Source organism: Clostridia bacterium (assembly GCA_017394805.1).
Lineage (GTDB): Bacteria > Bacillota > Clostridia > Christensenellales > CAG-1252 > RUG14300.
In genome coordinates this window covers 81,800-107,797 of the sequence record JAFPXC010000026.1, presented here as the reverse complement: position 1 = coordinate 107,797, position 25,998 = coordinate 81,800, and the positions used below count along the sequence as shown (strand labels likewise).

Below are 25,998 nucleotides of genomic sequence, written 5' to 3'. Positions count from 1 at the left end.
CGTTTCGAACAACAAAATTGTTATCCCGTGCAAATTGGACAGCTTCGCGCCCAGTGGGCAATTCAACTATTATTTGAAAAACAAACATTGGCTTGAACTCGACAAATTTTCCCAAGTCGAAGACCAAAAGCAAATCGTCCGTAATTCCTTAATAAATATATTGGGTAGCAATTATTACAAAAAATGTCATCAGCTGAATGAATTGCTCGGCAAAATCGCACGAGAAGGTGCCGACAATTATTTACAAGATTTCATTTACCTATTCTATGACATAATTACAAATACCTATGAAGGAAGACAAAATTTAGAGTTAGTAGCGTTTTATAATAAGATTTGCGATGAAATCACAATACTTCAACAAGCAGATTCTCCCGATTTCACCAACTTGATTGCATTAATGAACAAGTTATGGGTCTATATCAGGGAACAACTCATCGAATAAGCACCCCTAACATAAAGAGATAAGAAAGAGCAGTCGCACGACTGCTCTTTTCATACTATCCCCCTCTAATTGGGGCGAGAATGGGATGAGTGAGTGGGTATACCAACGAAGTGAGACGAGCGCCTAACGTACTATGCGTACGTGACGCGAGCGAACGAGCGGATGCCCGCTCAATCGCCCATTAACTACCCTTTCCTACACTCCCTTCCACTGTAATTGGGGCGAGAATGGGATGAGTGAGTGGGTATACCAACGAAGTGAGACGAGCGCCTAACGTACTATGCGTACGTGACGCGAGCGAACGAGCGGATGCCCGCTCAATCGCCCATTGTCACCCCAATTACGCCATGGTGAAAATAATACGCACGTACTCCTCCAACGACGTCTCGCCGAGGGCAATGCGTTTGCGGACGTTCTGGTCCATAAACTCCATACCCATCTTGACGGCGTGTTCGCGCAGTTGCTCGGTAGATGCGCCTTTGGTGATGAGGGCGCGTATCTCGGTGTCAAATACCAGCACCTCGTGCACGGCGAAACGACCCGAGTACCCCGTGAAGTTACAGGCCGAACAGCCCACGGGGAAGTAGGCGGATTCGATAGACTTATCGCCCAGTATGTTGCGCTGCTCGGCGGTGAGCACCTCGAGCTTCTTGCACTTGGGGCAAAGGCGCTTGACGAGGCGCTGGGCCAGTATGCCGTTGACGGCGGCCGCCACCAAGTAGGGCGCGACGCCCATATCGATAAGACGGGCGACCGTGGCGCACGAGTCGTTGGTGTGCAACGTAGACAAAACCAAGTGGCCCGTGATAGACGCGCGCATGGTGATTTCGGCGGTCTCGTAGTCACGGATTTCACCGATCATCACGATGTCGGGGTCCTGACGCAGGATAGAACGGAGGCCTGCGGCGAAGGTAAGTCCCGCCTTCTCGTTGACCTGCACCTGGTTGATACCCATCACGCGTTTTTCGATAGGATCCTCGATGGTGGTGATGTTGACGGTGGGCTTATTCAGCTTGCCCAGCACCGTGTACAAGGTGGTAGATTTACCACTACCGGTAGGACCGGTGACCAGCACGACGCCGTTTGGTGCGTTGCAGACGTGCTCGAACTTCTTGACGTTCTCCTCGGTCATACCCAACTCGTGCAAGCCGATCTCCTTGCCCAAGGCGGTACCCAACAGACGAAGCACGGCCTTTTCGCCGTATGCGGTCGGCAAGGTAGACACACGGATATCGATGGTAGTGCCCTCGAAGTTGTAGTCGAAGCGGCCGTCCAACGGGATACGCTTCTCGGCGATATTCATATTGGACAGTATTTTCAGACGCGTGATCAGGCTGCGGTGCGTGCTGGGCGTAATGCGCATATACTCCACCAGATCGCCGTCCATACGCATACGGATGATCACCACGTCCTTAAAGGGCTCCACGTGAATATCCGACGCTTTTCTCAGATACGCCTGCTCCACCAGGGTATTGAGCAATTTGACGATAGGCGCGGAGTCCACGCGGCTATCCAACTCGGCGGCCTGCTGTTGCTGCTGTTTTTCCAAGTCCTCGGCTTCGCTGTCCACGCCCTCGGCTATCTTTTGCGCCGTGATATTGGCGTAGTACTTTTCGATGGCGTTCTTAATGCTGTCGGCGGTCGCCAACGCGTAGGCGACGTCCTTGCCGCTGGCGGCCTTGACGTCCAATTCCACTTCCATATTGGTCGGGTCGCGTACTGCCACCAGCAACCGCCCTTTGTCCATCTTGAGCGGAATGATATTGTGTTTGCGGGCGATTTTCTCGGGCACCAACTTGATGATATCGGCGTCCTCGATGAAGATATTGCCCTCGATGAGCGGATAGCCCATGCGCTCGGCCAAGGCCGAAAGGATGTTGATTTCGGGCGTAATATTCATCGAAATCAACACCTCGGATATGCTCATACGCGGATTTTCGCGGTTGATATCGCGGGCTTTGCGCAACTGATCGGGGGTGACGTAGCCTTTTTGCAGTAGAATTTGTCCGAATTTGAGTGTGCTCATTTAGTCTCCTTATATAGTGCAATGCGTAGCATTGACGATTATCATATTTACGATAGCGTCGCCGTCAAGGCGGATAGGATGGGTTCTCCCCACAACAGGGCCACCACCGTTCCCAACGCTAAGGCGGGGGCCAAAGGCATCATCGCTTTGCGATTACGCCCGAAGACGGCGAGCATTATCACGCCCATCAAGCCGCCCAATATCACGCCGAAGAACGCGCCCAACAGCACGATTTTCCACCCGCAGAACAACCCCACGGCCGCCATCAATTTGATATCCCCGCCGCCGATACCGCCGCGGGTGACCAAGGCGATGAGGAAGAAAGGCAAGGACGCGGCGACCACGCCCACCAAGTAGCCCCACCACGGCAAATCGGACGGCAAACCGCTCTTCTCCCCCCAAAAGGATGCCACGAAGGGGGCTATTCCCAGGACGGCGATAGCGACGACGAGTCCGGTGGGTATCTCCATAATATCGAGGTCGATACAGGACACCACCAACAGCACGCTGAACAAGAGACACAAGGCGATGGAATACCAGCCGAAACCGAACACGACGTAGGCAAGTATCCACAACAGCATATTGCCCCCTTCCACCAAGGGATAGCGCACGCTGATGCGCTCCTTACAGGTGCGGCAACGCCCGCCCAAGAAGATATAACTGAACAGGGGCACCAACTCGTACCAATGCAACTCGGTGTGACAGTTGGGGCAAAAGGACCGACTGCTCTTCCAGAAAATGCGCCGCGGTATGCGGTAAATGCACACGTTGAGGAAACTGCCGACCAAAAGCCCGTATATGCCGTAGAGTACACCGATGAAGATAGCCATATCAGTCGATTGCGTAGCGTATCACTTTGAAGTCGTCGTCCTCGTCGTCCAACTTGGGCGCACGCACTTTGGTGCTGTCGAAGGCGGTCTCGGTGGTACTGATGCCCACTTGCGAACTGCTCAATATCATCTCGTCAAAGTGCACGGTCGAAGTATGCGTGTACGACCACGAGCCCTTCGACACGGTGGTGGTGATCTGTATGCTGCGGTAGAGGTTGGTGGCCTCGGGCGTATCCGCGTTGAGGTGATCCATCGACTTGACCACGCGGTAGGTGACGCTACTCACCGTCACGTCGCCGTAACTGTCAAAGCCGTTGGCGATGGGCAACAGCGAAGTCTTGGCGGACGACTTGTTGCCGCAGTATATCTTGCCCCCGTTGACGTACAGCACGCGCTCGGTTTTCGGCACGGCGGTGTACGTAGTGGGCGCTTTGGTGTACAACGTCACGGCGGACGACGCGGACAATTCGGCGTTGATGGCCTTATGGATACGCAGGCTGGTCATATACATGGAAGTCTGCGCATCGGACATACGGCGCATACGCACGGCGTAGTCGATGAGCGTGGCCGAAAGAGACGCAATGACGGCGGTGAGGGCTATCGCCAACACCAATTCGATCAAAGTATACGCTTTTCGCCAAAACAGTTTTCTCATTTATTCTCTTTCGCCGTGTACAAGGTTTGTATTTTGCTGTCCTTTGGGGACACCATATAGTATACGATCTTATTGTCGCGCGTATCGGTGACGATGACCGCGACGTAGTTGGAATCGGTAGGCATGATGACGTCCGTCTTGCTCGACGCCCCGTAGTGGATTTCGTACGCCATACGCACGGGCAAGTTTTCGCTGTAGCCCACGCTGATCCCCGAATCCTCGTCCAATTCGACCAACCCGTTTTGCGCCTCGAATCCGTCCGTATACACGGTGACGAAAGCACGCTCCTGCGCCACGGAGGACATCTCGTCCAGCGACCGCGACCGCGTGACGTACGAATAGCCCATGGACACCATAGACATCACCAACGTCGCGCCCGCGCCGATGATGGCGGAGGCGAGCACGCACTCGACCAGGGTAAAGCCCTTACGGTTGGCTCTTAGTTTTTTCCAAAGTTTACCCAACATAGCGCACCTCCTTTAGCCTATGGCTATGCCCTTGTAATACCAGGGCAAATCGGCGACGGGCATTCCGTCGGGATATTTCCAGAACTCGGCCAAGCGGTAATACTTCAACCCGGCGTTCTTGTCGCGGGCTTTGGTGACCTGCGTATTATTCTTGTAGATAGTGGTATCGCTGAGGTCGACCGCCGTTCGGTAGAATACGGCCTTATACCCCGCGTTGCCCGAGGTGACGATTTGGTCGGCGACGTAGATACCGTACACGCCGCTCGTCACGTCCGTATATCCCGCGCCCGCGGTGTTCTTGATGGTGAAGACGTTGTTTTTGGCCGTCCCCGAGAACTCGGTCGAACTGTACAACTGCCCGTTGGGCATATAGACGTAGGCCGCCAAGTGGAAGTCGGTCACCGTAAAGTGAATATTGGGGCCCGTGCCCACGAGGAACATACGCGGTTGCAGTTGCGGCGTCACGGTAGTGGCCTTGCCGTCGATGGTGACGGTGGTAGAGGACTTGAGGTCCATCTTGGCCACGCCGATGGGACGTCCCGCCGAGGTGGTGTAGTAGGTATCGCCGTTCACGACGCCCACGTAGCGCAAGCCGCCGAACACCTGTTTGGAGTTGTCGCTCGATTCGGTCCAATGGTTGCCCACGATCTCGATATTGGTATCGTCCTGCAAGTACAGGAATACGCGCCCGTTGCCGATGATGCGCACGCAGTTCTGCGAGTCGGCCACCCAAGTCAAATAGGTGTGCTTGGGCAGGACGATATGCAGGTCTTTGGCGGCGGAGCCGTAGGGATTGGCGGGATCTGTACAGGTGAAGAAGGTCCAGGTGCAGTCGGCCGCGCTGCCCGAAGCCGTAGTGCCGTCGCCGCCCCAACGCCAGCGGGATTGACTGTCGCGGGCGTCGCTCAAGTTGGCGTCGCTCTTGCCGTTGTAGGACGTGCGGTATTTGTTGCTGGAAGGACTGCTGTACGAGCTGTGATTCTTGTCCGTGTACGAGCAGAACACTTCCTCGGGCACGTAGCCGCTGTTGAAGAAGAACACGCCGCACGGGCGGTATTCATACCGCGGATTGCTCCAAGGAATGTTTTTCAGCACTTTGGCGATGAGGGGATGGTCGCTGTCCAGCCAGTCGGTCACCTTCTTACCAATGCCGATACCGAATATCTCGAACTCTCGAATCTTGCTGAACAAGGTGGAGTCGCCCGCCAGATAGCAGACCGACGTCACCAGCAAATCGGCGGAACCTCTGGCCCCGGCGATATTGCTGCCGTATTTGCTCGCGGTGTAGCGCAGATATTCGTCGGGATTGCCGATACCCGCGAAGTCGCTCACCACGCTGCGCGAAACGGCCTCTTCGGCCACGCCCCTGCACGCCGCCAAGAAAGCGTTCTTGACGCTGTCGAACATCTTGATCAAGTTCCAAGAGGCCTCCACGCTGCTGAACGCGTCTTTAATGCGATTCCACATAGCCGTGGCGTAGGCGGCGGCCGTATCCCACACGCTCAGGGACGAATAGGCCACGTTCATCTTGTCCGCCGCGTCGTTATTGGCCTGCAGATCGACGATCTCGCCGTCCACTGTTTTGGCCACGTATTTGGTACCGCTGGGGAACACCCACTCCAAGGGCAAAGCCTGCTCGTTCCACACCGTCTTATTGGAGAGGTCCAACTCGGCCTTGGACGCGATCTCGACGTACTGCACCTTGGCAGCGTCCACGATATTGGCGGGCCTGCTGTAACTCAACAAAGGCACGCTCAATTTGTCGTACGAAAGGATATCCTCGTATTCGACTATCGCCACCGTAGTGGCCACTTCCTCCACGGCGGGCACAGCGCACATAGCGTCTATTGCGGCCATCAAGTCGTCGTATTCATCCGTCCCCTCCGTCAATTCGGTCATGGTCGCCAAAGGCGCGCCGCCCTTGGTCACCGTGCCGCCGTCACTGAACGTCACGTTGGTACGATTGGAATATACGCTATCCGAAGAAAGCGCGAGCGCCCCCCTCTTTACGTAGAGGTTACGATAGGCGGATGAAGCATGATAATAGGTACACGATGATTCGTTGTCGCCCAAGAGATACAGGCTGACGTTTTTAAGGTAAGTATCGCCGTCGCCCACCAACTGCGCGGCCACCACTTGATACTCCTCGTTCTTACCGATGTCGTATTGCCAGGTCGTAGCGCGCAGGTCGACACGCGCTTGGGGCGCGTATATACCGCAACCGCCGTAGCCCGCCACGATTTCGCAAGCATTGAACGTGGCGGCGTTACCCGACACGTACGCGCCTCTCAGGCGCGTATCCGTAGCGGACAACCGCTTGCACTCGAGATATCCGACGACGGTATTATTCTGCGTTTTTAACGTGGCGGCGTTGGGCGCGGCGACGTAATTCGCGCCGCCCAGGTTGCAATCGGACAGGGTGACCGTGCCCATCGTGGCAAACAACGCGTCCGAGCCGACTTGAACGCCCTCGGCCAAGGTAATATCCGCTTTTTCCGCCGTAGACTGGAACTTGCCGCTCACCTTGAGATTGGCTATCGTATGATTGGCGCCCGACACGTCGCTTAGATATGTGACGGCCGTAGCCGAAGTAAGCCCCGCCAGGGAAGGATCCGCCACCGTTTGCACGCTACGGCAGCGCATATTGCCCGTTACCGACAAAAACGCGCCCTCGCGCACCAAGACGTAGCCGGGGAAGATCAAATCGCCGCTGACGGTCGCCGAACAAGAGAAGTACAGCACTTGCGCGTCGCCCGCTGTACCGACCAACGAAGAGCCGATAATATTATTGCCGCCCGTAGATGCGGCGACGTAGTCGTAGGCGGGATTTTGGACAAAGCCCGTTTGATCGTATACCACCGTATACGCGTTAGCCAGCGTTCGCACCGCGCCCTCTTCCGCGTCCACGCCCATATACGTGACGGAGGCGCCTGCGGGCACGCTTCGTCCGGCGGGGGCGGCGGTATATTCGTAAATATGCGCGAAGGGACAGCCCACGCTACCGTACAAAGTCGAGAAGTCGGCGTAGCGGCTGACGTACGCCAAGGCCGTAGCCCCGACGTAAGGCACCGCGTTCAGATAGCAACGCAGCGTGCCGTTGACGTGGAAAGCGTGGTCGGTATCGCTCGAGCCCAACGTGGCCCCCGTATGGATATACGCGGTGGAATTGTTGGACACGCTGTTGCCCACGACCACGCGGCAGTCGACCGCGCCGCCCACGCGCAGGTCGCCGCGGCAATTCAGTTGCGCCGAGGCGGTCACGTAGACGCCCGCGCCGACGGTGACGTCACCCGTGGCGTCCAATATACCTTTGACGGTCACGGCGGGTGCGGCGAACGCATACGCGGAGCCGTTCTCGTAATTGGTATACGTCGAAGACGTTACGCCCGAGTCGTCGGTCGCGCCTATACGGATATTGCCCGCTTTGCCGTTGGCGGTACGCGCATACACGCGTTGGGCGGCGGAATTGCCCATCGCCACGTCGTTGAAGCATATATCGTGCGCGTACACCGAGCCGCTTACCGTGCCGCCCCATACGCACACGTCGCCGAACGTAGCCACGCCCATATTGGCGGACGTAGAGCCGACGGCGATATTATTCAAGGTTGCGTTATTCAGCCAGATACCGCCGAGTACGGCGCTACCTGCGGGCGCCGTGCCCGTCAGCCATTCGCAATAGTTTTTGGTGCCGTTGTTGTGCTTATACAAGGCGAAATCGCCCGCAAGGTCGTCCGAGCCTTTGCCGTTCGTACACACGAATAGCGTGCCCGCGATATTGGTCGCCTTCGTCGAAGCCAGACCTTCGGGCGCCTCGCTCGCGGGATAATGCGCGCCCGTCAACGTCACGAATTGGGCGATGGACGTTTTGACGGGATCGGTGCTGCTGTTCACCGCGCTGAACACGGGCACGGACCAATCCAGCACCACGTTGCCCGTGGCGACGCCGTTGCCCTTCACGTCGAGGCCGATAAGGAAACTGAAATTGTAATATTCGGTCTCCCCCAACACGTTCACGGGGTATTTGATACCCTTGTGCACGATGAGGTTGCCGTTGATAGTCGTATGGTAGGGATATCCAGCCGACGTGACGGGGTTTTGCAAGCCGCCGCCCACCTCGACCGTACCGTTGAGGGTGAGCGATTGCGTCGCGCTGAAGTTGGCGACGGTGAGATTACCGCTCACGTAGATTTTGCCCGCGGCGCCGGTGGCGATGGACCTATTCTCCGAGGCGGTATCGGAGAGACGCACTTCCATATTGCCCTGCGGCAAGAGGGAACTGCCGCCGATATTCGTGCCCTGCACGTTGACGTTGCCCGATATGGTGCTGTCCGTCACTTTCAGCGAGCCGGCGTAGACGTCGCCGTCCACCGTGCAGTTGTTGAGGATGACCGAGCCTTTGGTGCTGATCTTGCCTACCCTGCCGCCCGACACGGTCACCGTGCCCGACACGCAATAGATATTCTCCACGTAGGCGTTCGTGATGGTGACGTTACCCTCGCTATAGATATCGCCCGACACCAAGGTACGCGTATCGCCGGCCTTGGTCATCACCGTCACGTCGTTTTTGGCGTAGACGTTGCGGTTGACCACGACCGAACTGTTGACGGACGTACTGCGCCCCAATACCAACGCGCCGTTGACCGTGAGGTATTTGCCGGCGGTGGCGGGCAATACGATATTGCTGAATAGTTGCAGGTCGCCGTACGAGGCCACGTTGCCCGTGATCTTGCGGTCGTCGCCCGTACTGCTCTGCAATTTGAAGGAGCCGGTCATAGTCAGGTCGGCGTTGATGTCGGCGGCCAACTTATACAAAGCCACCGTACTGCTGTCGTTGTAGAGTGCCACGCTCGGGTCTACCGAACCCGCGCCCGGCGTCATAGAGAAACTCATACCCGAGGGCTGGGTAGCGTAAATGTCGTACCCGTCGAACAGGCCCTTCATGTTCTGCTCGAAGCCCGAGGGGTTGACGCAACTCATCACCAAAGTCGCGGTCGCCGAAGCGCCGTTGTAGGTGACGGTAACGTCGCCGTACAGATAATCCTTCGTATCGGATAGGTGGAAAGATATGTACGCGTCGGTCACCGACAGTCCCGTCAAATACCCTTTGTTGACGTTAGACGAGGTGGCCATCGTCTCGGGATCGAAGTAGACGTTGGCTTTGGCTGTCACTTTTTCGGTAGGGTGCTTGGTCAAATAACTGACGATATTGCGGATATACTGATTTTCCGCGGCGAAGTTCTGCCCTATCGACTTGGCCAAGAGATACGCCTGCTTATCCGAGGCGCTCGAAGCCGTGCGCACGTAGAGATTAGTCGACACCAACGTGATAGATATGGCGATGGCGGCCACGACCGTCAAAGCCATCACCACGTAGAGCATCACCGCGCCCACGTTATTACGCAATTTTTTAGTGACAACTTCCATGTTTCCTTTCCTCGGGGCATTGCCCACCATTGTTTGCCGTATGCTAACGCCTACGGCGTTAATCTTTTAGTTGAGCGCCTTTCCCGTGAGCGGCTGCTCGCAATCCGCGCACTTCACCTCGGTCTCGCCCTCCTCCAGATCGGCCAAGTCGTTGTAGTAATCGCGCACGTAATAGGGCGTGCCGCAATGTTCGCACTCACCGATTTCGGCGGCGTACTCGTCGATATGGCTGCCTGCGGGGATCACCAGCGACAAATTCATCGTCGCGCTCGTCTCGTCCACCGTCCAGTCCTCGATGACCACCGAACCGCGCTCTTGCAAAATGTCGTAGGCGGCGATGAGCAACGCCAGGCTATTGACGTTGGCGTCCTCGGCGAGGTAATCCAACTCGTACACGTATTTCTCCTCGGCGGAAGTCACGCACGAGAACAGGCAGGAGTACCGCTCCACCGAGTAGGACGAATCCTCCACGGGGAGCTCCGCCTCGGTAAAGCCGCCGTCGTTATTCGAGACGGATATATTGGTATACAGCACGGTATTGCCCGCGTCGAAATGCAGATACTTGACGGGCGTCAGCCATTGGTCGGCCACGGCGTACGCTTGCGCGGACAAACTCGTCTGCTCGAACTTGACAGCGTTGTACTTGCTCTGCAAAATATCTTTTTTCAGGCGTTGTTTGGCCTGCGCGGACGATTCCGCATAGGCGGCGGACACGCCCGCCTTGGTCAGGTCTTCCAACAATTCGTTGTTTTCGGAAGTCTGTTGGGTAATGGCCGTGCGGGTATCCTTGATGGACACGATGAGGTCTTTAATGCCGTAGGTGGGGATCATCACGGCGCCGAACACGACCAACACGATGGCCAACACGATGAGTAGCACTTTATCTCTCGACGTCATCTTCGTTTCCATACTTATTCCTCCTCCTCATCCACCGCAAAGAAGGATATCGCCGCTTCTTTGGTAGCGTTGACCGCCTCGTTGGTGACCATAAATTTCAGGTTGCGCTCGATACTGCCGAAACTATCGGTAATCTCGTACGCAAAGTCGTTCTTGCTCACGAAGAACGGACTCGACGCCACTGCGTCGCACACGTTTTTGAGGCGGAAGTCGGCCGATTGGTTCATCATCGTGAAATCCACCGAGAAGATGCCGTCGGCAAACTTGTAATTGTTCATTTTGTACCCATCGGTAAGGTCTTGTTGCGCGTAGATATTCTCGACCGAATCCACGAAACGCTCGGCGATGGTCTTGCAGGTAACGGCGATCACCGTATAGGACTCCGCGCCCTCGCCCACCGTCACGGTCGAATAGAGGGAGAAATCGGACGATAGCGACGAACCCGCGCCTGCGGCCAGCGAGCAGAACGGATCGCACCCCAAATCGGCGGGCGACTGCAACTGCTGCGCCAACGCCGCGGCGTCACCGCCCGTATTCCGCAGCATCATCACGAACTTGCCGCGATAGTAGCAATACCAGTAGTATTCATCCTCGTCGCCGTCCTCGACGTACTGCAAGGGCAACTCGGCGAAGACGGGTTGCATCGTCTTCATATACGACAACGCGCCATACAGGAACTTGGCGCTGTACACGTCGTCCGCGAAGGTCTCGCCTGCGTCGGCGTACTGCTTGAGGTTGAGTTGGCGCAACACCTCGTCCACCACGTCTTCGAAGTGGTTGTCGATGGTGAAAGGCGTGGTCTCTAACGCAAGGAACGCCCTCACGGCCTTCAACTCTTCCGCCGACAAATCGCTCGAGAAGCCCGCGTTGAGCATAGATTGATACTCGATCAGCACGGCGGTATTGATTTGCGTCTGCACGCTCTTATACTCTTCGACCGAAGTGGTCGTAGCGGATTGCGTATGCTCGTAATTCTCTTTGGTCTTTTTGAGGGCGTCCAACTTTTTGGTATACACGTTGTTGAAATAGAGCAACACGCCGATGCCGCCCGCCACCAAAATGATGACCAACACGGCGACCAACACCAATTTCTTGGTAGCCGCCATCTTCTTGGACTTGGCACGCTCTCCGCCGGCTGCCTTAAACAGGTTTATATCTTTTTTGTATGCAGCCATAGTCTACCTCCTGATGAACGAGCCCAACGCGTCGCTGAACGCGTTGTAATCGAGTAATTCCATACCCTTGATGAACGACGGCAGGGGCAAAGGTCCGATCATCAGGCGCACGCTGTCCGCGATGTCCTGCATGATGGGCTCCAGCACGCCCGCGTTGCCCGTGACGTACACGGCCTCCACTTCCGAATCGGGATAGCGAGTCTGGAAATAACGAATGGTGCTGTTGAGTTGCGAACTCAACTCTGTGGCGAGATAGGCCATATCGGGTTGCGAGGGGTCGGCCACGTACAGCACCGAACTCTTGCTGAACATACTCTTGAACTTATCGAACACCGTGATGGTGATGAAGGTGTCCTTGTAGTCCAACAGTACGAAGGTATCGGTCAAGAGTTTGCGGTCGGCCGAGGACTTCTCGTACTGCGAGATGAGTTTGGCGATGGCGTTGGGTGCGATGTCCAACACGATGGGTTGCAATCCCAATTCCATCGCGGACGTATGCAGGTTGTCGATGACCTCGTTGGACACATAGGTCACCATAATGCGCAACTTGAAGGCCTTATTCTCGCCTTTGAAGCGCTCCAACACCACGTAATCGACCGTATTGGTGGAGGCTTTGGCGTCCGAGAACAACTCGGAGATGATCACCTTCTTGAGTTTGTTGTCGGGCACGTCGGGCACGATCATCTCGCGGAACACCACGCGCGAAGAATCCAGGACGTAGGTCACCTTGCCGGGCTTGATGTTGGTGGTCTGCAAGCAATCCTGCAGCGACTGCGTAAAGACGACCATATCCTTGATGGCGTCCCCTTCGATGCAGCCCGCTCGGGTGCTGATATCGTAGAAACTGCTGACGGCGATACGGCTGCCGCTCATACCGCCCTCCAGCAATTTAATCTTGTCATCGCTGATATAAATACAAATCATAGCGCCTCCTTATACTTGGTCGTAACTGCTGAGCATAGGTTGCAAGACGGCAAGCAGCACGAAGCCGATCACGCCTGCCATCACGATAAGCATGACGGGTTGCAACATATCCGTCAAGCCCTTGGTCGCCGCGCCCGCCTCTTCGTCGAAGTAGTCGGCGGTACGGGTGAGTACGTCGGACAGCACGCCCGACTCCTCGCCAACGAACAACATAGAGGTCAGCAAGGGGTCGAAAACGCCCGCCGCGGCGATGGCCTTGCTCATAGGCTCGCCCTTTTTCACGCGGACGATGGCCTCTTGCATACATTGTTCGACGTATTTATTACCGACGATTTGGGTGGACATCTGTATCGCGTCGATGAGTTGGATACCGCCCTCGTACAAGGTGGCGAGGTTGCGGGAGAAGCGCGAAGTATAGATCATACGCACCAACTTGCCCACTTTGGGTATCTTCAACTTGACTTTGTCCAACGCAAATCGAATCTTGGGGATTTCCTTAATCATAGGTAGGACGAGATACAGCACCACCACCGCGATGAGGATATAGGGCCAATCCTTGATGATGAAATTGGCGAACCCCAGCAAGAACTGCGTGGTAGGCGGTATGTTATCCAAGCCCTGCACCATGTTGGGCAAGACCAACGTGGACAGCAAAATGACGACGGCCAAGGTGATGATACCCAGCATCTTGGGGTACCGCGTGGCCGATTTGATTTGGTTGCGCAGCTTGACGTCCTTGTCGAAGTGCTCGGCCAGCTTGTTGAGGCTGGCGTCCAAATCGCCGCTCATTTCGCCTGCTTTGACCATATTGATCATCATGGGCGGGAAACTCTTGCCCTGCCGCGTCAACGCGTCGGACAGCGAGTTACCTTTCTGCACGAGTTCGTATATGTTGCCGATAATCTTCTGGACGTTTTTCTTCTCCGTCTTGGAATACAACATATCGAGTCCCGTAGCCAAAGGCACACCCGCTTTGAGGATAGAGCCAAGTTGCGAGCAAAAGTTGATGACGTCCTTGATGGGAAGCGCCTTTTGCCCCTTGGACTCGTCCTTCAAGCGTGTGAACGACAAACAGTAGTTACCGTTTTTGGTAACCAACTGCTTGATTTCCTCATCGCTCTGGGCAATCATCGTACCGCGTACGGTCTTACCCTCGGGCGTGAGCGCTACATACGAGTATTTTTGCATACCTACTCCTCGGGAGCCGAAACTCCCCAATGATACAAAGTATCATCTTTAATTATATACCCAACGGGCTTGCTTGTCAATACGCAAGCCCTTCGATTGATTCGGGGCAAATCGGGCGTTGGGTGCGCCCGACTTGCCCGTTTTTTCGTTTAAGGACGCAGAGTCACCGTTTCGGTATAGGTGCCGTCCGGCGTCACCGTCGTATAACTGCCGTCCGTAGTCACCGCGTACAGCACGCCGTTGTAGTTCCAGTACGGCGCGAAGAACAATTCTTTGCCGTTGTGGTAATCGTCGTGACCGGCGCAACCCGACCTGAAACTCTCTATATGGTACTTGCCGTCCACCACCTTGAAGTTGAAGTGGTCGTCGCTATTGTAGGACACCTTTGCGCCCGTGGTAGCGATACCGTTCGAGATGCTCTCGCCGTACGCGCTCACGGTGACGTACTCGTCGGCCATGTAGTAGACCTTCACGTTGGCGGCAAAGGCGTTCGCCGACACGGCGGCGGCATACAGCATATCGGGAATGACCAAGGCGGTCACCTTGTTGAAGGCGCCCTCGTCTATTCTCACGACCATATTGGAGAGCACCAGCACCGTTACGCCCGTATTCTTGAAGGAATCCACGTCGTACCAGCCCGCACCCGTGAGGCCGCTGACCGAGACGAGAGAGGTACAACCCTCAAAGGCCTTCACGCCCACGTGGAGCGCGTCCTCGGTCAAATCCGTGCTGCCTTCGTTGACTTTGCCCGCTTTCATCGTCAAATCGACGAGCGCGGTACAGCCGTAGAAGGCCTTGGTACCCACCGAAGTAACGCCGTTGGCTTGCAGCAAGGTGATACCGGTACCCATAAAGGCCTCGCGCTCGATGGCGGCGAAGCGATCCGCGTGCAGTTTCACCGTCTTCACGTTGGCGCCCACGAAGGCACGCGTACCCACCTTGAGCAGGCTGACGCTCAACGCGTCTTTGGTGACCATGTTCACCTCGTCGCCGGCGGCGGGATACTTGATGAGGGTAGCGGCGTCCAGATCGTCGTAGCGATACAAGGCGCCCTTCTTCACGACGTAGCAATCGCCCTCGACGACGGTTATCTTTTGCAGTTTCACCGTCTCTTCGAGAGCGCCGTAGATAAGCGCGGCGTCGAGGTCGTCCGTTTCGTAGCGGCTTGCGGCGAAGTACGCGAGGCCCGCGCCCATCGACAGCGACGTGATGGACGTGCCCGAGAAGGCGCCCTCCTCCACGCGCACCGCCGAGTTGATCGTCACTTTGTCCAAGGTGGTCGCCAAGGTATCCTTGTTGACCGCCGTCACGCCGTACACGCCGTCCGCGGCGTAAGGCATCGTACCCGTCGCGCCGTTCACCAACAGACCTCTCGCAAAGGCGAAGCGGCCGATGGTCTCGACGTTGGCGGGCACCTTCACCACGTTGGTATTGGCAAAGGCGAACGCGCCGATATGACGCACGTAATCCACCAACTTATCGGTGGGCATAGTGTCTGCGGTTAGGTTGGACCAAGCGAACGCGCCCTCGCCGATGGTGTCGATGGAGCCGTCCAGGTTGACGTCTTCGAATGCGGTCTTATACGCAAAGGCGTAGCGACCGACGGAGCCGCCGTCCACGTTGACGTCCACGGTCTTGAGGGCGGCGTCTTCGTTGACCTTGGTGGCTACGAGTTTGCCCTCGCTCTCGACGGTATCCACCTTGGCAAAGGCGAAGTCGCCGATATTCACCACGCGCTCGATCTCGACGGACGTCAGGGCCGTATTGGCGAAGGCGTACGCGCCGATGGTATCGAGTACCTCAGAACGTAGCGTCAATTTCGCTACCGCCGTACCGAAGAAAGCGTAGTCGCCGACGCTCACCAACTTGGACGCGTTCTTGGTGCCGAAGACCACGGTCGCCAAGGTAGCCACGCCCTTGAAGGCGCCCTCGCCGATGGTGGCAAGGTCGGTATTGAATTCGACCAAGGTCACCGCGCCCAAGGTAGCGCCGAAGCCCGAAGACACGCCCACGACGGGCAAGCCCTCGATCTGGTCGGGGAAGTACACCCGCGTGACCTCGTTCTTATAGGCGGCCTTGATACCGTCGAGGACGTAGCCCTCATTGCCCCATTCGTCGTACACCTTCGTCTTGACGAAGTAAGACGCGGGCGTATACAGGAAGAGGTTCTGATTGTCGCCGCTGTCCACGTAGCCCAAGCCGACGAAGTAATCGTACAAAGCGGTGGCGTTGGCGGGTATCTTGACCTGTATGCCGTCCACCTTGTCAAAGACGTGCTTGCCCTCGGGCATCGCGGGCTTGGTGGCCACCAGACTCTCGTCGTTATGGCCTTGGAAGTGCACGTACTTCAGGTCGGGATGGCCTTGGAAGGCACCCTCGCCGATACTTTCGACCGAATAGATAACGTCCAAGGTCTTCACTTTGCCCTTGCCCTCGGTATTGGCGAAGGCATACGCGCCGATATTCTTCACGCCCGCCCACAGGTCGATGCGCACGAGGCCCGTATTGGCGAAGGCGTAGTCGCCCACCGATTGCAGGTTGCGGTACTTATGTTCGGGCAGCGTAGTCAAGGCCGCGTCGCCCGCAAAGGCTCTGTCGCCGATGGCGGTGATGCCGGTCGGCAGCGAGACGGACGCCAGCGAGGTACAGCCGAGGAAGGCCTCCGCGCTGATGACTTCTATCTCGGACTTAGACAGATCCACGGTATGCAAGTAGGCGCAGCCCGCGAAGTAGCTTTCGGGGATGGCGGCGATGTTATCGAGGAGCGTCAACGAACGGATGTCGCTACCCGCAAAGGCCACGACTTTGCCGTCCTTCTCCGCGTCGCCCGTCGCCGTGTAATCGGCCAAGGCCACGACCTCTTTGCCCTCTACATAGTAGGGGATCACCACGTCTTTGGACGTCACCGCGGTGGACAAGCCGACCACGGTCACGGCGTCCGCGGACGCCTCGTAGGACAAGTCGTAGCGATTGCTGACGTAGGTACGCACGCCCTCCGACAGCGTAGTTCCGATGGGCGAATTGAAGGGCAGATACACCTTCTTGACGCCCGCGTCGAACACGTTCGAATAGTAGGCGTTGACGATGCCTTCGAAGTGGAACTCGGTGATGGCCGAACCCACGAACGCACCCTCGCCCACCAAGACGTTGCGATCCTTGGGGTTGTAGGTGACGACCAATTTTTCGAGGTCGTCGATCGCGCCCTCGAACGCGTACGCGCCGATGGCCGTAATGTCGTAGATCGCGTCTTGCGTAGTGCCCGCCACCGCGAACTGCTCGGGCAGAATGACGGTGCCGTTCTTCAGTAGGCGCGAGGTCGAGAGGAAGGTGTGCAAGGTCCAGCGGCTATCCTCGTAGGCGTACAACAGGCCGTTGTCGCCGTCGAACAGATAGTTGCCGTCCACGTACAGCACTCCCTCGCCCGACGACGTGTACCAACCGATATCCTGCAAGGACAAGCAGCCAGAGAACGCGCGCGCGGCGATGGCGGTACCCGTGTACGCGTACACGGCGGTCAACGCGACGTCCCCTGCGAAGACGCCCTCGGCCAGATAGCCCACCGAACGCGGTATCACGACGGGTTGCGCCACTTCCTCTTCGTCCGTGGGATCGTCCTTGGCGCCCAACTTATCGCAGTATGCGAACGCATAGGGCGCGATATCGCCGAGGTCGTCGTGCAATTCGACGTGTTTGAGGTTGCCGTTATAGGCGAACGCGCCGTAGCCGATGGCGGCGATATCTTTGGGCAGCACGAAGCGCTCGGCCGTGTTGTTGACCAAGTAGACGATGAGGGTGTTCAAGCCGCTCACCGTACCCACGAGCGTCTTGTACGGGGCGCCGTCCTCGGCGTTCCCTTCCGCCACGCGGAAGTGCTCGTTGACGAAGTAAGGCTCGCTGTCGTCCCAACCGTTATAATCCGCGTTGGGTATGGCCGCCACGGACACGTCGGTCAAGCGGTTGCCGTAGAGGATACCTTGACCGATGCTCTCCACGTAGCGGCCCATCACGAAGTTGGTGATGCCCGCGTCGCGGAATGCAAAGTCGCCTATCTTGGCGACCACCTTACCGTTGATGAAGGCAGGTACGACCAGCACGTCCGACCGGAAGGTGGAGGCAAGCCCCTTGATGGTCACTTTGTCCTCTTCCACGTAGACGAAGTCGGCCTTGGCCGTGTGCTCGGTGACCACGATGCCCAACGCGTCGCAAGAGGTGACGTCCACGCCCTTATCCAGGCAGTAGTAGCCGTCCAAGCCCTTGAACGCGTCGTACAAGTTGCTGTCGGCGGGCACGTCGACCACCAGGTTATTGAGGTTGAAGCGCTCGGCCTTGGCGTAGCGTTTCACGTTGTCGGCCACAGGACGAATGCTGTAGCGGGTGACGTCGGCGTGGGCGGGATTGCTCTCGTCGTAACGCTCGTAGCCGTACTCGCCGAGGACGTATCCGCCCTCCTCGTCTTCCGTGTACACGGACGTATAGACGCCGTTTTCCTTGATATAATCGCCCACGTCGGACTCGACGTATTCGAGGTCGTAACGCTTATTGTAGCGCGCGGCGCCCGCCAAAGGACTGCGGCGCGTGTAGCGCTGACGGCCTTGGTGCACAGGATTGGTCGCGGTGTAGGCGACGTATTCGCCGTCCACAAAGACGAACGCACCGTTTGCCACGGGACTGTACAGGCAGTTGAACTTGCCGTTTTCGAGGGCGTACGCGCCGTCCGCGGCCGCCTCGTACAAGCTGACGAAGTCGAAGTTCTCATCCCATACGTAGATACCGTCCGCGGCCCAATAGTAGCGGAAGGACACGCCGTCGAAGATATCGCTGCCCAAGCGCTCCACGTCACCGTCGAAGAAGACGGACGAGAGTTGCGAAGCACCCGCAAAGGCGCCCTCGCCTATCTCGCGTACGCTGTCGGGGATGTTGACGGACACCAACTTGCTGTACTCGAAGGCACGCGCCATGATGGCCACGGTATTGTCGGGCAGCACGTACGCGCCGTCCGCCGTAGAGGGCACGAGGCCCGCGGGATAGATATTCAGGATGACGTTGCCCGTATACAACCCCGTGTACTCGTCGATCTCGCGGCTATACAGCACGCCGTCGCCCATATTGGTAAAGGTGGTGTTGCGGCTACTGACGTTGATGACCGCCAGGTTCACCGCGCCCGAGAACACGCCGTCGCCCATCTTCTCCAAACTGCCGCCGATTTCGACGGATTGCAGGTTGACGTTGTTGCGGAAGGCGTATCTGCCGATGGTCTCCACGCCGTCGGCAATCAATAGGCCGGTCAGCGAGCAGTCGGCAAAGGCGAATTCGCCGATGGTGGTCACGTTGATGCCGAATTGCACGTCGGTCACGCCCCAACCCACGTTGAGGGTGGAGCCGCCCGTCACGTACAGCTTTCCTTCATAGTAGCGCACGGTCATATCGCCCACTTCTGCGACGAGTGCTTTGGTACCGTCCTCGTACTTCACTTCGGTGGTCTTGGTCACCTTGCCGCCCACGGTCATACGACCGCCGAATACGCGCAATTCATAGCCGTCCACCACCACGTAGACGTTGTTGTTGCGGATGGTGCGGATGACGTGCGTTCTCACCGTTTCCTCGTTCTCGTCCACCACGTTGACGACGGGCGTACCCGACGAGCGGTAGTCGAACACGACGGTCAATCCCTCTATGGAAGCGTCCGCCTTACCGTTGCAGCCGTCAAAGGCGTGGTCGCCGATGGACGTGATGGTGGCGGGCAGGCTGACGTCGGTCAGGTACTTGCACTTATAGAACGCATAGGCGGGCACTTCGGTCACCAGTTGCCCGATAGTAATGCTGCGGATGCCGCTCTCGGCAAAGGCGTACTCGCCGAGGTAGGCCACCGTATCCATCAAGGCGGCGGGCACGCCCGTAAGGGACGTAGCGCCGCGGAAAGCAGCCTCGCCGATGGACGTGATTTGTCCCTCCGCCTCTATGGACGTCAACGCGGTGGCGTCGGCAAACAGACCCTCGGCTATCTCGGTGACGGCCTCGGGCAGGCTGATGGTTTCGAGCCCCGTCTCGGCAAAGGCATACGCGCCGATGTATTCCACTTCATTCGACATCGTGAAGGAAGACAGGTTGATACATCCGCGGAACGCGCCCTCACCGATATGCGTGACGTTGGCGGGCAAAGCAATCTCCTTCAATGCGGTACAGCCGGAGAACGCACCTGCCGAAATGGTGAACAGATCGTCGGGCATATTGTTGAGGTCGGTCAATCCCGACTCGGCGAATGCACCCGCGCCTATGACGCGCAGGCTGGCGATATAGGGCATACTCTTCAGGGCCTTGTTGCCATAGAAGGTACGCGCGGCGATTTCGAGGAGGCTATCCGAGCCGATTTGATAATTGGCCACGTACTTAGCGCCCTCGAAGGCACCCTCGCCCACCTCGGACAACAGGTTGCCCAGGTTGATTGAGGTCACCGCCTCGTTGGCGAAGTTGTAATAGGCGTACGCGCCGATGGTCGTAATGCCCGCGGGCACGTTGGCGTCCGCCGCGATGGGCGACACGGCCAAAAGGGTCACTTTGTCACGCACCAAGGCCGTACTCTTATACACCGAGTAACCGTGCGAGTTGCTACCCGAGAAGGATTCGATGCCGCTTCCCGCGAAGGCGCCCTCGGCGATGTAGACCACGTCGGTCTTCAAGGAGTACGTGGTGGCGGTAGTGGTCGGCAGTACCGCGTAGATATGCGTCACGTTTTCGAGCTTATCGCCCACGGGGTTGTCGCCCTTCTTGCTGTTGGTGATCATGCGGTAGTCGCCGATGGGCGAGATGAACAGCAAGAAGTCGCAGCTGGGATTACGGAAGGTCACCTCGTAGTAGCTCGTGGCGTTGTACTTGGCGACGTATTCGGCCTTCTCTTCGGCCGTGACGTTCTCGAAGGTGCCGACGAAGACGTAGTCGCCGATGGCGGTCAGGTCTTCGGGCAGGCTGACGTTCACCAAGTTGTCGCAATGCGCCAATGCGCCGTCACCCAAGGTAGTCACCTTGTAGCCGTTGATATAACGAGGCACCACGAGGTACTTCTCGGCTTTGCCGAGATCGGTCACACCCGTAATCTCTATTTCGAGTCCGTTGATGATCTCGGTCTCGAAGTAGGCGGTATCGCTATAGACCACGGGGGTATAGGTGCAGTTGCCGCCCTTCAGGTTCATCCAACGGCAGTAGTCGGTGACGCTCACGCCGACGGGATTGCCGTCCGCGTCCACTTTACCCGTAATTTCGTTCCCCAACTGGTCGAAGCCGCTGAAGTAAGCGCCGCTCGCGGTCTTCACGAAGATGCGGATATTCGAGCTGGCATAGATGGTCACCGTCTTGTTGGCAGAGAACGCCACGCCGTCCAATTCCACGTTGCCGTTGAGGTAGACGCGGAAATCGTCGCGCACCATCTTGAATGCGTTTGCGCCCACCAACTTGACAGAGGAAGGCAACACGACCTCGGACAACGCCGTAGCGTCCGCGAAGGAACCGCCCGCAATATAGCGCACGCTGTCGGGAATGGTGAGTTTGGTCATAGCCGAACCGCCCGTCTTCAAGGAGAAGGCTGCGATATCGATACCCACGACCTTCGCGCCTCGGATGTACTTGGGCAAGTCTACCTCACCCTTGTACTTGCCGCCCACTGCGGCGGTTGCACCCGACTTGATGTCGGTCACGACCGTCTCGTTCTTGTTGAGGTCGGACGCCACCACGGTGGTAGACGTGTCGGCGGTAGTCTTCTCGATGAGTTTACCGGCCACCTTGTGCGTGCCGTCCAGTTGTTGACCCGCGAAGAAATCGGGATAGGTCGTGTAGATGACAAGGTTGCGGTTGCAGCCCTTGAAGATATTGGTCACATTGGCGTCGGGCTCGTCGGGATCGTCGCAGAAGTGCACCTCTTTGAGGGCGGTGTCGTAGGCAAACGCCAGGTTGGCGATGGTGCCACCCGAACCGAGGAAGATAGCGGTTTGCAAGTTGCGCAACTCGGCAAAGGCGCTATTGCCCACCTCCGTGATGGTGTCGGGCAAGACCAAGGTCTTGATGGCGCTTATACCATAGAACGCCGCGCGCCCGATGGCTTTGACCGGATATTCCGTATCGTTGTAGGTGAGATAGGCGGGTATGATCATATTGCTCTTGACCTTGCTCTTATCCGCCACGCCCGTGATGATGATACCGGTCGTCACGTTGTTGACTTTGTACTCGCTCACATAGAAGTTATCCACGGCGACGACCGCGCGATAGGCGAAGCCGTGCGCGGCGCAGTAGGTCTCGACCATACTGCCCTCGATACCCAACACTGTGAACACTTTGGAGTGCGCTTTGGTATTCTCCTCGTTCTCCACGCCGAACACCGTCAAGCGAGTATCCTCGTCGTAGCCCATATCGGTAGGCTCGCCGCCGATGGTAACGGACGCAAGGTCGGGCATATAGTCGAAAGCGCCCGCCTCCAACGCACGCACGGTGGAGGGCAACACGACGTCGGTAATGCCGATATACGCGGTCGACGTACCCACGGCGTACTTGGCCGAGCGGAACGCGCCCTCTTTGATGACGCTTATGCCCAGACTCTCGTCCAACTCGAAACTGATGGACTTGATCTTGCTATCCGCGACGACCTTGCCCAACACCTCACGACGATACTTGGACAAGTCGGTGGGATTGAGTTCGTCCTTGACGATATCTCCGCCGATGCCGTACAGCGCGTACAACACGCTGCCGTCCTTGGACAGAATCATTTGATTCTTGGCGACGAAGTGCTGGTTGTTCTCCGAGATGGACACGCTTAGGTCCACGCGCTCGTAGACGCCGCCCACTTTCTTGTAGGTGTAAATATAGTAGTCCGAGCCGCTCTTCGTCAAAGTGTACTTGCGATCGCTGAAGAGGTTGCCGTCGATGGTGGAGACGTTTTGACCGATGCTGACGGTGGTCAGGCTATCGCACTCGGCGAAGATGTCGGCGCCCAAGCGCACGACGCTGTCCTCGAAGTAGACCTCGCTGAGATGTTCCGAACCCTTGAATGCGCCCTTGGCCACGGTGGTGACGTTGCCGGACACGGTTATGCTCTTCACCTTGGAGCCTTGGAATCCGTATTCGCCTATCTCCACTACTTTGTAGCTTACGCCGTTGATATAGGCGTACTCGGGCAGGTTGACGTCGTTGTAGCAACGCTCGTTATTCTCCCAATTCGGATCCTCGAGATTCTTAATGCTTATCACCGAGCCCGTGGTCTTACCCACGACGGCTTGGTCTATCTCGTACACGGTGTTGGCCTCGTTAACGAGGGTCAGCACGCCCGACTTCAGGCGATACACGTTGCCGTCCGCGTCCATATAGCCGTAGCCCACCGACACCGTGCCTTCCAACACGTGCACCAGCACTTTGCGGTACAGTTCGGCGGTGGTCATATAGGCGTCCGAGCCCACCACGTCCGTCTTTTGCTTCTCTACGCCCGCGAAGACGTAGCCGCCCACCACGTTCACCTCGGTCAAGGTGGCGTTACCGGTGGCGCTCACGGTACGCATATACCATTCTTCGTCCGCCGCCTCGTCGTAATCGATGGCGAACGCGGCCTTGACCATCGCGCCGTCCGACGCACGCAGGTAATACAGATAGGTTTCACCCGTGATGACGTCCACGGTGGTCACCAGTTTGGCGGTATGCATCAAGTAGACCGCGTCGCCGTTCTCTTCTTTGAAGGCGCCGTTTGCAAAGGTGTAGACTTTCTCTTGGTCGCCTTCCATACGCGTATAGACGTAGGCGGCGCTATATACGTTGCCCGATTTAATCAAGGCGAAGTAGCGCGAATACAACTCGCCGAAGTACTTCTTCACGTCGCCCTCTTCCACCACGACGGGTTTCGTGAGATCCAGCGAACGGTTAAAGGTGTACAAGCGGTCGTCGCGGACGATCATATCGTCCAATATCGACGCGGTCACGTCCGTCATTTGGTCGTCGGCGTACCGATACCACTCGTTGCCGCCCACCTTGCGGAAGACTTGGTACGAACGGATGGCGTACACGCTGTCGGAGGCCAGGGAGAAATTACCCACGGTGGCCGCCCAGGCCGTCGAATCCTTGCGGTAGTTGTAGTAGAGGTCTTTGTTGCGGTAGATCTCGCCCTCTTCCATATCCTCCACGCGCACGCTGAAGTCGAACATTTCCTGCGGCACGTAGGACACCTTCTTGATGTCGGCGTCGTCCGCTTCGACGGTCTCGTGCGTCGGGTCGGCGGGGTCGATGGGATAGTGCACGGTCACGCCGTTATCCTTCAACACTTTGGCGTTGACGAGGCGGATATGCGCGGGCACCGCTGCGGTGACGTCCACGGTGACGTAGATATCGGTCAAATGGACGTACAGTTGCCCGCTCTCGGCGTTCAATAGCACGTTGCAGTCGAATTCCTCTATGGTCTTGGGCAACACGAGGTTCTTCACGTTGCCGCCCGCCGAGAAGGCGCCGTCCGCGATCTTCCTTGCGCTGTCGGGCGCGTAGGTACCCTCGCTGATACGGTAGACGTACAAGAGGATATTGTCGTTGCTGTACAACGCGCCGTTGGCCGAATAGTAGCGGACGTCCTTGTTCTGCGTCAGGTACGTCTTGTTGTCGATCTCGATCTGCGACAGGTTGGTGCAGCCCTCGAAGACGGAGGCCACCTCGTAGGTGATACCCACGCCCTCGGTGCGCGTACCGATGACGGTATTGCGCGCGGCGCTCATCGTAATGCTCGACAGCACCGTACAGTTGCGGAAGGCGGCGGTGGCGATTTCTTCCACCTTGCCGAGTACCGCGCGACCCAGATTGACGCAGCCCTCGAACGCACCTTCGCCGATGACGATACCCGTGGTGTTACGGCCGTTGTTGACGGTGGTGTTGTCGATGGTGATGCTCTCCAATATCTCGTTGCCCGAGAAGGCTCTTTCTTGGATCTTCAGCACGGGCAGACCGCCGATAGCGGCGGGTATGACGAGATTCTTGTGGTTGCCCATAGCGCAGCCCGTATGCGACTTCACGCCCGTGATGATCACGCAGTCGTCCAATTCCTCGTCGTCCAGCACCACCTCGTAGGTCAGGCACTCCACGCACTTCTCGGCGTTGGACAAGTCCTCGATATAGGTGGCCTTGATGCTGTAATTGTTGCGGAAGTAGCGCGTAAGATAGGCGTTATCCTTGTGGATCTGCACGAAGCCGCGCTGTCTTATGCCGTCCAACAGACCGCCGCCCACCTCGGGATAGCCGCAGATACGCAGTTGTTTCAAAGCGGTGCAGCCCGAGAACGCCTCGTCGCCGATGTCGGTGACCTTGGCGGGCACGATAAGGCTCGTCAGGGACGTACAACCCGAGAACGCGTTGCGACCGATGGTGCGCAAGCTGTCGGGCAGGTACACGTAGGACAACTTGGTGCAATCCTCGAAGGCGTGCCAGCCGATGCTCGTTACGTAGGCGCCCAACACGACCGTCTTCAATTCGGTCTGTCCGACGAAGGCTTGGTCGCCGATGGCCACGACGTTCTTGCCGTCGATTTGGTTGGGAATGCGGATGCGATTGTTATCGGCGGTGATGACGTTAGAGCCCACGCGCACGATAGACACGCCGCCCGTCACGGGCTCGATGACGAAGTCGTCTTTCACGTTGACGGCTTCGATATGCGCACGGCGCAGGCAATCGCTCGTATCGTCGTAGAAGAACGCGCCGCCGTGGTTGACGTAGACGGTCACGCCCGACGCGTAGTCGTCGAACGCGCACTCCTCCACGATGGTCTCGTAGCCGTGTTCACCCAAGAGGAACACCGAAGTCAGGTTGGCGCAGCCTTGGAACGCGCCCTCCTTGATGGTGAAGTCCTTTTGGCCCGCGTTGACGGTCACCGTCACGATATCCTTACCGCGGAACGCGTTCTCCTCGATACCCGCGACGGCTTTGCCGTTGAAGGCGGTGGGAATGGTAATATACTTGTGCGAC

At 57.5% G+C, this 25,998-nt stretch carries 11 protein-coding genes (1 of these 11 running past the window's edge); 1 reads left to right on the top strand and 10 read right to left on the bottom strand.

The window, feature by feature from the left end; all coding sequences use genetic code 11:
• Positions 1–442, top strand: a 442-nt coding sequence (locus II896_06840) for a hypothetical protein (GenBank protein MBQ4444351.1), incomplete at its 5' end; no start/stop codon positions are given.
• A 340-nt stretch (positions 443–782) separates the two neighbouring features.
• Here II896_06840 and tadA read toward each other — a convergent pair.
• The 10 genes from tadA to II896_06790 form a co-directional block, all read right to left on the bottom strand.
• Positions 783–2,468, bottom strand: a complete 1,686-nt coding sequence (gene tadA / locus II896_06835; protein MBQ4444350.1) for a Flp pilus assembly complex ATPase component TadA — start codon at positions 2,466–2,468, stop codon at positions 783–785.
• A 47-nt stretch (positions 2,469–2,515) separates the two neighbouring features.
• Positions 2,516–3,298, bottom strand: a complete 783-nt coding sequence (locus tag II896_06830) for a prepilin peptidase (GenBank protein MBQ4444349.1) — start codon at positions 3,296–3,298, stop codon at positions 2,516–2,518.
• 1 nt (position 3,299) lies between these two features.
• Positions 3,300–3,953 carry a prepilin-type N-terminal cleavage/methylation domain-containing protein gene (locus II896_06825; GenBank protein MBQ4444348.1) on the bottom strand — a complete coding sequence of 218 codons (654 nt, stop codon included), beginning with the start codon at positions 3,951–3,953 and terminating at the stop codon, positions 3,300–3,302.
• Positions 3,950–4,420 (bottom strand): prepilin-type N-terminal cleavage/methylation domain-containing protein, encoded by a 471-nt coding sequence (locus tag II896_06820; protein ID MBQ4444347.1) that lies wholly within the window; start codon positions 4,418–4,420, stop codon positions 3,950–3,952. The genes II896_06825 and II896_06820 overlap by 4 nt, the downstream gene beginning before the upstream one ends.
• Positions 4,421–4,432: 12 nt before the next feature.
• Positions 4,433–9,844 (bottom strand): polymer-forming cytoskeletal protein, encoded by a 5,412-nt coding sequence (locus II896_06815; GenBank protein MBQ4444346.1) that lies wholly within the window; start codon positions 9,842–9,844, stop codon positions 4,433–4,435.
• A 66-nt stretch (positions 9,845–9,910) separates the two neighbouring features.
• Positions 9,911–10,753, bottom strand: a complete 843-nt coding sequence (locus II896_06810; protein ID MBQ4444345.1) for a twin-arginine translocase TatA/TatE family subunit — start codon at positions 10,751–10,753, stop codon at positions 9,911–9,913.
• A gap of 2 nt (positions 10,754–10,755) precedes the next feature.
• A complete protein-coding gene (locus II896_06805; protein MBQ4444344.1) occupies positions 10,756–11,916 on the bottom strand; it encodes a hypothetical protein in 1,161 nt (386 codons plus the stop codon).
• Positions 11,917–11,919: 3 nt separating this feature from the next.
• Positions 11,920–12,840: a pilus assembly protein PilM gene (gene pilM, locus II896_06800; protein ID MBQ4444343.1), complete on the bottom strand. Its 921-nt coding sequence runs from the start codon at positions 12,838–12,840 to the stop codon at positions 11,920–11,922.
• Positions 12,841–12,849: 9 nt separating this feature from the next.
• Positions 12,850–14,028, bottom strand: coding sequence for a type II secretion system F family protein (locus tag II896_06795; protein ID MBQ4444342.1), 1,179 nt, complete (start codon positions 14,026–14,028; stop codon positions 12,850–12,852).
• Between the two features lie 149 nt (positions 14,029–14,177).
• Positions 14,178–25,998: the end of a leucine-rich repeat protein gene (locus II896_06790; GenBank protein ID MBQ4444341.1), read on the bottom strand. It continues 18,953 nt past the right edge of the window; only the last 11,821 of its 30,774 coding nucleotides appear in the window; its start codon lies off the right edge, out of view; the stop codon is at positions 14,178–14,180.